9 protein-coding genes and 1 pseudogene are annotated in these 11,572 nt (G+C 64.1%); 8 read left to right on the forward strand and 2 right to left on the reverse strand.

Translation table 11 applies throughout. The features are described 5' to 3' along the window. Positions 1–40 precede the first annotated feature (40 nt). Both ggt and BCY88_RS10975 read left to right on the forward strand, forming a co-directional pair. Complete coding sequence (gene ggt / locus BCY88_RS10970; protein ID WP_120344262.1) at positions 41–1,810, forward strand: gamma-glutamyltransferase; 1,770 nt, start codon at positions 41–43, stop codon at positions 1,808–1,810. Between the two features lie 156 nt (positions 1,811–1,966). Next, complete coding sequence (locus tag BCY88_RS10975; protein WP_120344263.1) at positions 1,967–2,527, forward strand: RBBP9/YdeN family alpha/beta hydrolase; 561 nt, start codon at positions 1,967–1,969, stop codon at positions 2,525–2,527. 193 nt (positions 2,528–2,720) lie between these two features. Here the strand turns inward: BCY88_RS10975 and BCY88_RS10980 are convergent, their stop codons facing one another. Next, positions 2,721–3,941 carry a CaiB/BaiF CoA transferase family protein gene (locus BCY88_RS10980; RefSeq protein WP_120344264.1) on the reverse strand — a complete coding sequence of 407 codons (1,221 nt, stop codon included), beginning with the start codon at positions 3,939–3,941 and terminating at the stop codon, positions 2,721–2,723. A gap of 304 nt (positions 3,942–4,245) precedes the next feature. Between BCY88_RS10980 and alaS the strand changes: the two genes are divergently transcribed. Then, positions 4,246–6,870, forward strand: coding sequence for an alanine--tRNA ligase (gene alaS, locus BCY88_RS10985; protein ID WP_120344265.1), 2,625 nt, complete (start codon positions 4,246–4,248; stop codon positions 6,868–6,870). Between the two features lie 86 nt (positions 6,871–6,956). Here alaS and BCY88_RS10990 read toward each other — a convergent pair whose 3' ends face one another. Next, positions 6,957–7,868, reverse strand: coding sequence for a LysR family transcriptional regulator (locus tag BCY88_RS10990; RefSeq protein ID WP_120344266.1), 912 nt, complete (start codon positions 7,866–7,868; stop codon positions 6,957–6,959). Positions 7,869–7,987: 119 nt separating this feature from the next. On the opposite strand from BCY88_RS10990, the gene BCY88_RS10995 reads away from it, so the two are divergent. From BCY88_RS10995 to BCY88_RS11015, 5 genes and pseudogenes are all read left to right on the forward strand, one after another. Beyond that, positions 7,988–9,283 (forward strand): YbfB/YjiJ family MFS transporter, encoded by a 1,296-nt coding sequence (locus BCY88_RS10995; RefSeq protein ID WP_120344298.1) that lies wholly within the window; start codon positions 7,988–7,990, stop codon positions 9,281–9,283. A 174-nt stretch (positions 9,284–9,457) separates the two neighbouring features. Next, positions 9,458–9,568 (forward strand): annotated as a pseudogene (locus tag BCY88_RS11000) (threonine aldolase); the annotation flags it as partial. A 66-nt stretch (positions 9,569–9,634) separates the two neighbouring features. Beyond that, the gene (locus BCY88_RS11005) at positions 9,635–10,165 is read left to right on the forward strand and encodes an NUDIX domain-containing protein (RefSeq protein ID WP_120344267.1); all 531 of its coding nucleotides are present in this window, start codon (positions 9,635–9,637) and stop codon (positions 10,163–10,165) included. A 3-nt stretch (positions 10,166–10,168) separates the two neighbouring features. Next, a complete protein-coding gene (locus tag BCY88_RS11010; protein ID WP_120344268.1) occupies positions 10,169–10,618 on the forward strand; it encodes an acyl-CoA thioesterase in 450 nt (149 codons plus the stop codon). Positions 10,619–10,622: 4 nt separating this feature from the next. Further along, positions 10,623–11,561, forward strand: coding sequence for a branched-chain amino acid ABC transporter permease (locus tag BCY88_RS11015; RefSeq protein WP_120344269.1), 939 nt, complete (start codon positions 10,623–10,625; stop codon positions 11,559–11,561). The last annotated feature ends 11 nt before the right edge of the window (positions 11,562–11,572 follow it).

The following is an 11,572-nucleotide window of genomic DNA, read 5'->3' on the forward strand; positions in this document are numbered from 1 at the left end:
GTTCGAGCAATATGGCGCCTTAGTTCCCGGAGTTTCTCGGATGTCCATTCCGTCGCATGACGCGCCTCGCGCGCCCTTCGCCTTTGTGTTTTCCGCCTCTTTACCGTTCGCCCGGATCGTGACGGCCACGCTTGCGTTCGCCGCGCTCACCGGCGGTTTCGTCGCACCGGCTCCCGCGTTCGCGAAGGCGCCGCCGCCCAAGGCCGTGCTGGATGCGTCGGCAGTCGCCGTGCCGGATCGTTACAGCGCGGACGCCGCGCAACAGATCTTTGCCGCCGGCGGCAATGCGGTGGACGCCGCCGTCGCGATCGCCTTCACGCTGGCCGTGACCTGTCCGGACGCGGGAAATATCGGCGGCGGTGGATTCATGACGCTGTTCATGGACGGCAAACCGTACTTTCTCGACTACCGCGAGCGCGCGCCGCAACAGGCGACCCGTGACATGTATCTCGACGACAAAGGCAACCCCGTGCCGGGTATGAGCCTCGTCGGCCATCGTGCGGTGGCGGTGCCTGGCACCGTCGAGGGCATGTGGGAAGCGCAGCAGCGCTTCGGCAAGCTGAAATGGAAGCAGGTGCTGGCTCCCGCAATCCATTACGCCACCGACGGCTTCCAGGTCGAGCCGGGGTTGCAGCAGCGCCATGATGCGGCGGCGAAGAATTTCGCCGGCAAGACCAACTTCGACGCCTATTTCTCGAACCTGAAAGCGGGCGCGATGGTTCGCCAGCCTGAACTCGCGCAAACCCTCTCGCGCATTGCCAGCGACGGCGGCCGCGAATTCTACGAAGGCCGTACCGCGGATCTGATCGCCCAGCAGATGTACGGCCACGGTCTGGTCGCGAAGCAGGACCTGATCCAGTACAAGGCCGTTTGGCGTCAACCGCTCACTGCCGACTGGAACGGCTACAGCGTCGTGACCGCGCCGCCGCCGAGCTCCGGGGGGATCGGTTTGATCCAGATGCTGAAGATGAAAGCCGATCTGAAGCAGGCGTTCGACGGCCTTGAGCTGAATTCCGCGCCGTATATTCACCTGATCGCGCAGATTGAAGACCGCGTGTTCGCCGATCGCCAGCAATACATCGGCGACCCTGACTCGTACACGATACCGGTCGGCAAATTGACCGACGACGCCTATCTCGCGCAACGCGCCGACGAGGTGAAACCCGACGAAGTGCCGGGCGCCACGCCCGTTAAAGGCGGCCTCGGCGACGCGCTGCCGGAGAAGGCGCAAACCACGCATTTCTCGGTGGTCGACAAGTGGGGCAATGCCGTGTCGAACACGTACACGCTGAACGGGTCTTTCGGTTCCGGTGTCGTGGTGGACGGCGGCGGCTTCCTGCTCAACGACGCCATGGACGACTTCGAGACCAAACCGGGTGCCGCCAGCCTGCCGGGCACAACGGCGAATGACCTGAACACCGTGGCGCCGGGACGCCGGCCACTTTCGTCGATGACGCCGACTATCCTGTTGAAGGACAACAAGGTGTCGCTCGTGCTCGGCACACCCGGCGGCTCGCGAATCCTTACCTCGATTTTCCAGGTGATCACCAACCTGTACGATTTCAACATGACGCCAGCCGACGCTTTGGCGGCGATGCGCTTCCATCATCAGTTGCTGCCGCCGAAGACGATCTATTTCGAGCCGTATCATCCGATCACGGGCGAGCTGGCCGATCAGTTGAAAGCATTGGGCTACACCCTGGAAGGGCAGTCGTTCAACGGCGACGTGCAGATGGTTCGCGTCGAAGGGACGAAGCCCGAACCGGCAGCCGATCCGCGCGGCGCAGGCGTGGGCCGCGTGATGCCTTGATGTGTGGTGTGGTGTGGCGTGCGCGGCACGGCGAAGCAGACCTTTGAGGAAGCGGGCGGCCAGGCGGAAAGCGGTTTGCAGGAACACACGTGATGAACGCACTTTGAGGGCGTTCTGACGGCGCTCGAAAAACGAAATGCAACGGGGAAAAACGCAATGAGCGGACAGAAATACAACGTACTCGTGCTGCCGGGCTACCAGAATTCCGGCCCGGGCCATTGGCAGACCCGCTGGGAGGCCCTCGATCCCGCCTTCGTGCGCGTGCAGATGCCGGATTGGGAGCGTGTGGAGCGCGACGCGTGGTGCCGCGCGCTCGATGCCGCGGTGGCCGCTGCCGGCTCGCCCGTGGTGTTCGCCGCGCACAGCCTTGGCTGTCTGACGGCCGCCTTCTGGGCGACGCAATACGCGAGCGCGGCCCAGTTGGAGAAGGTGGTGGGCGCGCTGCTGGTGGCGCTGCCCGATCCGTCGGAAGCACATTTTCCGCGGGACGCTCACGGCTTCGCGCCAGTGCCGCTGATGCACCTGCCGTTTGCGAGCATTGTCGTGGCGAGCAGCGACGATCCGTACGGCGGCGTGCCGTTCTCGCAGACATGCGCGAACGCGTGGGGCAGCCGCTGGATCGATATCGGGCCGCGCGGCCACATCAATGCCGACAGTGGGCTCGGCGATTGGGACGAAGCACGGCGCTGGCTTGCCGCATTGGGCGAACGTCGGTGACCCTTTCTCTGCGCTGATCCGGCGCCCGGGTTACGCGCACGTGGCGCGGGCGTATGACGGGATCAGTTCGGTGCGGCGCTGCCGTTCCATGTTGCGCTTTCGGTGCACCAGCGGCTTCGCCGGAGCGACTGCATGGCGAGTGAGATGTCATCGCCGCCAGCGTCACCGAAAACCAGCACCCTCCCAGCTTGCCTCAAATCACTGATTGATCGCGCAGCTGGGCAATCCGGGCGTCGTCATAGCCGAGCACCTCGCGCAGGATGCTGTCGGTGTGCTCGCCGAGCGTCGGCGGATGGGTCAAGGCTTCGGGTGGCGTGCCGGTCATGTTGATCGGATTGCGCACCAGTTTGACCGTGCCGCCCGACGGGTGCGGCAGACCGACCCGCATGCCACGCGCCACCACCTGCTCGTTCTCGAACACTTCGCCCAGATCGTTGATTGGCCCGCACGGCACACCCGCCGCTTCCAGCGCCGCGATCCATTGCTGCTTGCCCTGCAGGCGCACCATGTCGGCAAGGATCGGCACGAGCACGTCGCGATGGCGCACGCGAGCCGGGTTGGTGGCGAATCGCTCGTCGTCGGCGAGTTCGGCGCGTCCGCCTGCTTCCACGAACTTGCGGAACTGGCCGTCGTTGCCGACCGCGACGATGATCCAGCCGTCGCTCGTCTGGAACGTCTGGTAGGGCACGATGTTCGGATGCGCGTTGCCCCAGCGCACGGGGGGCTGGCCGCTTGCCAGGTAATTCGAGTTCATGTTGGCCAGCATCGCCACCTGCACGTCGAGCAGCGCCATGTCGATGTACTGGCCTTCGCCCGTCCGGTCGCGATGCGTGAGCGCTGTAAGCACGGCGATGGTCGAATACATGCCGGTCATCAGGTCGGCGATCGCGACGCCGGCTTTTTGCGGGCCGCCACCCGGTTGGCCGTCGCGCTCGCCGGTAATGCTCATGAAGCCGCCGATGCCTTGCACGATAAAGTCGTAACCGGCGCGCTGAGCATACGGCCCGGTTTGGCCGAAGCCGGTTACCGAGCAGTAGATCAGATCGGGTTTGACTTCCTTGAGCGACGCGTAGTCGAGGCCGTATTTCTTCAACTGCCCGACCTTGTAGTTTTCCAGCACCACGTCGCTTTGCGCGGCCAGTTCGCGGATGATCCGCTGGCCTTCGGGTGAGGCGATATCGACGGTGACCGAGCGTTTATTGCGATTTGCCGCGAGGTAATAGGCGGCTTCGGGCGTGTCCGTGCCCTCCGGGGTTTTCAGGTACGGCGGCCCCCAATGGCGGGTATCGTCGCCGACTTCGGGGCGTTCGATCTTGATGACGTCAGCGCCGAAATCGGCGAGCGTCTGTGCGCACCAGGGCCCGGCGAGCACGCGTGTGAGATCCAGCACGCGGATATGACTGAGAGCGCCCATGTTTTCATTGTCTCCTGGTAGCCAGAGCGGCGCGCACGGCGCCGCGGATGTGGGCAATCTTAAGCGATTCCCGCGCGTCGGCGCACTCAGCCGAACGTCATAGGACGCGTGGCACGCGTTGCCGTGCCGCCCGCTGTCCGCACAAACCTGGCCGAATGGCTAACGCGACGAGGCCGGGGCAGGGGCGCTGCCGCGCACGCTCGCCGATCCCGTATAATCAGTCGTTTAAGAAACAAACAGTTGGCGCATCTCTTGATGCCGCCGGTAACAGCCAGGGAACTGGCAAACCCGTCCCCCGCACGCTATGAAAGCCGCCGAAATCCGCGAGAAATTCCTCAAGTTCTTCGAATCGAAGGGCCATACGATCGTTCGCTCGTCGAGCCTTGTGCCCGGCAACGACCCGACGCTGCTCTTCACCAATTCGGGAATGGTGCAGTTCAAAGATGTATTCCTCGGCGCGGAATCGCGTCCGTATGCGCGCGCCACGACCTCGCAGCGCAGCGTGCGCGCCGGCGGCAAGCACAACGATCTGGAAAACGTCGGCTACACCGCGCGTCACCACACGTTCTTCGAGATGCTGGGCAATTTCTCGTTCGGCGACTACTTCAAGCGCGACGCGATCCACTACGCGTGGGAGTTGCTGACGGGCGTGTACCAGTTGCCGAAAGACAAGCTGTGGGTCACGGTCTATCACGAAGACGACGAAGCGCACGACATCTGGGCGAAGGAAGTGGGCGTGCCGTTCGAGCGCATCATCCGTATCGGCGACAACAAGGGCGCGCGCTACGCGTCGGACAATTTCTGGCAGATGGCCGACGTCGGCCCATGCGGCCCGTGCTCGGAAATCTTCTACGACCACGGCCCGGACGTGTGGGGCGGCCCCCCCGGATCGCCTGAAGAAGACGGCGACCGCTACATCGAGATCTGGAATCTCGTGTTCATGCAGTTCAGCCGCGACGCCCAAGGCAACATGACGCCGCTGCCCAAGCAGTGCGTCGACACCGGCATGGGTCTGGAGCGTATCGCAGCCGTCTTGCAACACGTGCACAGCAACTACGAGATCGACCTGTTCCAGGCGCTCATCAAGGCCGCGGGCCGCGAAACCGGCGTGACCGATCTGACGAACAACTCGTTGAAGGTGATCGCCGATCACATCCGCGCCTGCTCGTTCCTGATCGTCGACGGCGTGATTCCGGGCAATGAAGGCCGCGGCTACGTGCTGCGCCGTATCGTGCGCCGCGCAATCCGCCACGGTTACAAGCTGGGCAAGAAGGGTTCGTTCTTCCATCGCATGGTGCCGGACCTCGTCGCGCAAATGGGTGGCGCCTATCCGGAACTGAAGGACGCGGAGCAACGCGTGACCGACGTGCTGCGTCAGGAAGAAGAGCGTTTCTTCGAGACCATCGAGCACGGCATGTCGATTCTCGAGAGCGCGCTGGTCGACCTCGAAGCCAGGGGCGTCAAGACGCTCGACGGCGAACTGGCGTTCAAGCTCCACGACACCTACGGCTTCCCGCTCGATCTGACGGCGGACGTCTGCCGCGAGCGCGAAGTGACGGTCGACGAGGCCGCCTTCGACGAAGCGATGGCGCGTCAGCGCGAGCAGGCTCGCGCGGCCGGCAAGTTCAAGATGGCGCAGGGCCTCGAATACACGGGCGCGAAGACCACGTTCCACGGCTACGAAGAAATCATCTTCGACGACGCGAAAGTGATCGCTCTGTATGTCGACGGCGCGTCGGTGAAGGAAGTGAATCACGGCCAGCAGGCGGTCGTCGTGCTCGACCACACGCCGTTCTACGCGGAGTCGGGTGGCCAGGTCGGTGACCAGGGCTTGCTGGCTAACGCGAGCGTGCGTTTTGCGGTGACCGATACGCTGAAGGTGCAGGCCGACGTGGTCGGCCATCACGGCACGCTCGAGCAGGGCACGCTGAAGGTCGGCGACGTGGTGAAGGCGGAAATCGATGCGGTGCGTCGTGCCCGCACCGAGCGCAACCACTCGGCCACTCACCTGATGCACAAGGCACTGCGCGAAGTGCTCGGCTCGCACGTGCAGCAGAAAGGCTCGCTGGTCGATGCCGACAAGACCCGTTTCGACTTCGCGCATAACTCGCCGATGACCGACGAGCAGATCCGTCAGGTCGAAGCAATCGTCAACGCGGAAGTGCTGGCGAATGCACCTGGCATCGTGCGGGTCATGCCGTTCGACGAAGCAGTGAAGGGCGGCGCGATGGCGCTGTTCGGCGAAAAGTACGGCGACGAAGTGCGCGTGCTCGACCTCGGTTTCTCGCGCGAGTTGTGCGGCGGTACGCACGTGCATCGCACGGGTGACATCGGTCTGTTCAAGATCGTGATGGAAGGCGGCGTGGCTGCCGGTATCCGTCGCGTGGAAGCGATCACGGGCGACAACGCCGTGCGCTTCGTGCAGGAGCTCGACGCGCGGATCAATGCGGCTGCCGCCGTGCTGAAGGCGCAACCGTCGGAACTCACGCAGCGGATCGTGCAGGTGCAGGATCAGGTCAAGTCGCTGGAGAAAGAACTGAGCGCGTTGAAGTCGAAGATGGCTTCGAACCAGGGCGATGAGCTTGCCGGTCAGGCCATCGAAGTGGCCGGCGTGCATGTGCTGGCTGCCACGCTCGAGGGCGCGGACGTGAAAACGCTGCGCGAGACGGTCGACAAGCTGAAAGACAAGCTGAAGAGCGCGGCGATCGTGCTGGCCGCGGTCGAAGGCGGCAAGGTGAGTCTGATCGCCGGTGTGACGGCGGACGCCAGCAAGAAGGTCAAGGCCGGTGAACTGGTCAACTTCGTGGCACAGCAAGTCGGCGGCAAGGGCGGCGGTCGGCCGGACATGGCGCAAGCCGGCGGTACCGAGCCGGCGAATCTGCCTGCGGCGCTGGCAGGCGTGAAGGCCTGGGTCGAAGCCCAACTTTGATCTGACTTTGATTGAGCCAGGCGGGGCGCGTGAGTGGTTTTCGCGTCCCGCTCTCAATGCACAATCAACACAGCGTCAACCGAGCATCAAGATATGCCCACGGTTTCGGCCACGGGCAAATCCGCGGCATCCCCCGGTGCTGTCAGCGTCTGCTTCAGGGCATTTAAGGCAGAAGAAAAATGCCCTCGTCGCCAGATGAGAAGCGTCTCGATCACGCCAATATCGGGAAGCTCATGAACAGCGATATTGCTCGCGTCGGTTTGCCGGCCGAGCACTGATCGCGGTGCCACGGCTACGCCCGCGCCAGCGGCGACACAAGCCACGATCGCATGATATGAGCCAAGCTCCAGCACGCGAGCCGGCCTCACCCCATGTTCCAGATACCATTTCTCGATATACGAGCGGTAAGCGCATCCACGCTCGAACGCGATCAGCGTCGATAAAGCAATGTCCCGCACTTCGTGAATCGGCCGATGACCGCGCGGTGACAGCATCACCAGCTCTTCGCGAAATACCGGCACCGTCTCGAATAATTCACCGAGCGTAGCGGGATCCAGCGGCGTGGCCGCCAATGCTGCATCCACTTCGAATTCGCGAACCCGCTCGATCAGCTTGCCGGTCGTGGCGGTTTCGAGTTCCAGTGCGACATCCGGCCACTGCTGGTGATAACGCGCGAGCAGGCCAGGCAGACGCGTTGCCGCGACGCTTTCCATCGTGCCCAACCGCAGGCGCCCACTCGGGCGATCCTCGCGCAGCGCGTGGCGCGCCTCGTCGGCGAGCGCGAGCAGGCGCTCCGCGTAGGGCAGCAGCGTCTCGCCGGCGGGAGTGAGAACGAGGCGCCGGCCATCGCGGATGAACAGGTCGGTCCCCAATTGCTCTTCGAGCTGCTTGATACGCGTCGTGACGTTCGATTGCACGCGATTGAGCTTGGCGGCGGCGCGCGTCACGCCGTTTTCACGCACGACAGCGCGAAAAATGGTCAAGGCGGCCAGATCCATGGTTCTCTCACAAGGATGATTCGTATCCCAATTATTCATTTTTCATGATTGAAAGGTCAAGCTAGTATGGATTGAATAAACCGGCGACAGCCGGCACGAATCCATTTACCAGTCTGCTCATGACCAATCTCGCTTCCAGCGCGCACGACACTTCTGCTGAACATCACGCTGCCCGCCGCGCGGCGCTTGCCTGCATGGTCACCTTGGCCGTGGTGCTCGGCATCGGGCGTTTCGCGTTCACGCCACTCTTGCCGTTGATGCTTCACGGCAGCGCCTTCGGCCAGCCGCAGATCGATATCCAGCATGGCGGCTGGCTCGCGTCGTTCAATTACGCGGGCTATTTCGTCGGCGCGCTCACCTGTGCGGCGCTGCGGGTCGAACCGGCACGCATGGTGCGCATGGGGCTTGTCGTAACGGCTTTGCTGACGCTGGCGATGGGCGTGACAAGCCAGTTCTGGCTCTGGGCCCTTGTGCGCTTCGTCGCCGGCGCGATCAGTGCCTGGACCTTTGTGTTTGCCTCGCAGTGGGGCTTGCGGCGGCTTGCCGAACTCGGTGCGCATGGCTGGGGCGGGGTGATCTATACGGGCCCGGGCGTGGGCATCGTCGGGACGGGTTTGCTGGTCAGCGCGGCGGGCGGCTACGGCGCAAGGGTGGGTTGGATCGGCTTCGGACTGATCGCCGCGATGCTGTCGGCTGTGGTTTGGCCTGTGTTCAGGAGCGTGACTCATAGCGCCTCAGGAGCCGCAGCCGCTGCCGCGGGCAAGGCAACCGCCGCCAGTCAGTCGAGCCCAGGCCCGGCAGCCGGCCAACCCGCGCCCATAAACCATTCCCGGCATCGCGCCGATGCTTTCTGGCTAGTCCTGCTGTATGGCGTGCCCGGTTTCGGCTACATCATCACGGCCACGTTCCTGCCGGTGATCGCGCGCCACGCGCTGCCGGGCTCGCCCTGGCCCGACCTGTTCTGGCCGATGTTCGGTGCGGCGTTGATCGTCGGGGCATTGCTCGCGGCGCGCCTGCCGGTGCATTGGGACAACCGTACGTTGCTGGCCGGCTGCTATGTGCTGCAGGCGGGCGGCATCGCACTTGGCATTGTTTGGCCGACGACGGGCGGCTTCTCGCTGGGCAGCATACTGATCGGTTTGCCGTTTACTGCGATCACCCTGTTCGCCATGCGCGAAGCGCGGCGTTTGCATGGCGACAACGCGGCCGGGTTGATGGGCTATGCGACTGCGGCGTATGGCGTGGGCCAGATCATCGGGCCACTGGTGGCCGCGCCGATTGCCGGATACACGGGGTCTTTTTCGCCGGCTTTGTGGCTGGCAACGGGGGCTTTGCTGCTGGGCGCGGCCGGGCTGATCATCGTGACACGCATGCCGCGTGGCCGCGGCCGTATGCCCGAATGCGGCTGCAACTAGGCACCTTTCCGTTCGACGCAGGGGCGCTCGCCCCGCCAATCTCCGCGGCCTAAAACAAATAATCCCCCGGCGCACTAAAATGACCGCTTTCCCGTCATCTTAGTGCGCCTGTCGCCGGGTGCGTCGCCAGCCATGCAGCATTTCGCGTCTGATAACCAGGCCGGTATCTCGGCGTTCTACGAGTTCATTGGCGCGGACGGCTGCTGCCGGATGTGCGCCTCTGGCACGCAGCCGGAAACCGTCGAGCGTTTCGCCGCCGAAGTGCGCGAATTGCGCATGGCCTGAAACCGTGTTGCGTCCGCGCTGGAACAAGACAATCAGACATAGAACATAAGAAACGACCCACTCGCCATGACCGAATACCAATTTTGTCCGCGCTGCGCCACGCCTTTGATCGAGCGCGCCGATCCTGAACACGAAGGCGGCCGGATTCGCCAGAGCTGCCCCGATACGGAATGCGGCTACGTGCACTGGAACAATCCGCTGCCGGTGGTGGCCGCGATCGTCGAATACGATGGCAAGATCCTGCTTGCGCGCAACGCCGCGTGGCCCGAAGGCATGTTCGCGCTGATCACCGGTTTTCTGGAAAACGGCGAGACTCCGGAAGAGGGCATTGCCCGCGAAGTGCTGGAGGAAACCTCGCTGCACACGGAGACGGTCGAGTTGATCGGCGTGTACGAATTCATCCGCAAAAACGAACTGATCATTGCGTATCACGTGAAGGCGTATGGCTCGATTGCGCTGTCGCCGGAATTGCTCGAATACCGGCTGATCGAACCGGCCAAACTGCGTCCGTGGCGGGCGGGTACCGGTCAGGCGCTCGGTGAATGGATGCGGCGGCGCGGCTTGCCGTTCGAGTTTGTCGAAAAACCGGGGCAATAAGCGATGAGCAAGCCGACTCCCGCCGCGCGCGGCGCCTACCCGCATTTTCTGCAGATCACCACGCGCTGGATGGACAACGACGTCTATGGCCACGTCAACAATGTTGTCTATTACAGCTACTTCGACACGGTGGTGAACGAATATCTGATCCGCGCCGGTGTGCTCGACTTCGAGCATGGCGCGACGATCGGTCTCGTGGTCGAGACGCACTGCAATTACTTCGCGCCGCTGGTGTTTCCGGAGCGTGTCGAAGCGGGCCTGCGGGTCGTGCGGCTCGGCACCTCGAGCGTGCGCTACGAGGTGGGTCTCTTCAAGGCGGGCGAAGATCAACCCGCTGCCCAGGGCCATTTCGTGCACGTGTATGTGGATCGCGTTACGCGCCGTCCGGTGACGTTGCCCGCCGATCTGCGCGCGGCGCTTGAACCGCTCACCGTCGCTGTGCAGGCGGAATAGGCGCGTGCAGTCGTTCGCCATCAATCTGCTCAACGGTGTGAGTTACGGCCTGCTGCTGTTCATGCTGTCGGCAGGGCTGACGCTGATTTTCAGCATGCTTGGCGTGCTGAATTTCGCGCACGCGAGCTTCTATATGCTCGGCGCGTACGTCGGCTTTTCGGTGGCGGCGCATGCGGGTTTCTGGAGTGCGCTGGTGATCGCGCCGCTGATCGTCGGCGTGATCGGCGCGGCGCTGGAGCGCTGGCTGCTGCGCCGCGTGCGTGTGCATGGCCATCTCCCCGAGTTGCTGCTGACTTTCGGCGCGGCCTATCTGCTCGGCGAACTGGTCAAGCTCGGCTGGGGCTTGAGTCCGCTCGGCGCCACGGTTCCGGCCGCGCTCGACGGGCCGCTGTTCACGGTCTACGGCGCGGCCTTCGCGCGCTATCGGGCCTTCATGATGGCGGTGTCGCTGGCGATGCTGGCCGTGCTCTATGCGGTGCTGCGTGTGTCGAAGACCGGGCTGATCGTGCGCGCCGCGCTCACGCATGCGAGCGCGGTCGAGGCGCTTGGCCACAACGTGCCGCGCGTGTTCACCGGCGTGTTCGCGGCGGGCACCGCACTCGCCGCGCTGGCCGGCGTGATCGGCGCGCCGCTTTTCGTCATCGAACCGGCGATGGCGGAGTCGCTCGGCTCGATCGTGTTCGTGGTGGTGGTGATCGGCGGCCTGGGCTCGTTGAGCGGGGCGCTGGCGGCGTCGCTGATCGTCGGTTGCGTGCAGACCTTTGCGGTGGCGAGCGACGTGTCGCTCGGCGACCTCACGGCCGTATTCGGCGAAACGCTGCCGCCCGCATGGGACACGCTCACGCTTGCGCAACTCGCGCCGCTGATTCCCTATCTGCTGCTTGTCGCCATGCTGGCGCTGCGCCCGCGTGGACTGTTCGGGCGGCGTGACGAACATGCGTGAGCCGCTCGAAC

The organism is Paraburkholderia fungorum, assembly GCF_003610895.1.
GTDB classification, from domain to species: domain Bacteria; phylum Pseudomonadota; class Gammaproteobacteria; order Burkholderiales; family Burkholderiaceae; genus Paraburkholderia; species Paraburkholderia fungorum_B.

Bases quoted from the DNA above. Each gene is read 5' to 3' on its own strand.
- BCY88_RS10975 (WP_120344263.1), top strand. From the start codon at position 1,967: ATGAGCGGACAGAAATACAACGTACTCGTGCTGCCGGGCTACCAGAAT.
- BCY88_RS11005 (WP_120344267.1), top strand. From the start codon at position 9,635: ATGACCGAATACCAATTTTGTCCGCGCTGCGCCACGCCTTTGATCGAG.
- BCY88_RS10995 (WP_120344298.1), top strand. From the start codon at position 7,988: ATGACCAATCTCGCTTCCAGCGCGCACGACACTTCTGCTGAACATCAC.
- BCY88_RS11010 (WP_120344268.1), top strand. From the start codon at position 10,169: ATGAGCAAGCCGACTCCCGCCGCGCGCGGCGCCTACCCGCATTTTCTG.
- BCY88_RS10980 (WP_120344264.1), bottom strand. From the start codon at position 3,941: ATGGGCGCTCTCAGTCATATCCGCGTGCTGGATCTCACACGCGTGCTC.
- alaS (WP_120344265.1), top strand. From the start codon at position 4,246: ATGAAAGCCGCCGAAATCCGCGAGAAATTCCTCAAGTTCTTCGAATCG.
- BCY88_RS10990 (WP_120344266.1), bottom strand. From the start codon at position 7,868: ATGGATCTGGCCGCCTTGACCATTTTTCGCGCTGTCGTGCGTGAAAAC.
- ggt (WP_120344262.1), top strand. From the start codon at position 41: ATGTCCATTCCGTCGCATGACGCGCCTCGCGCGCCCTTCGCCTTTGTG.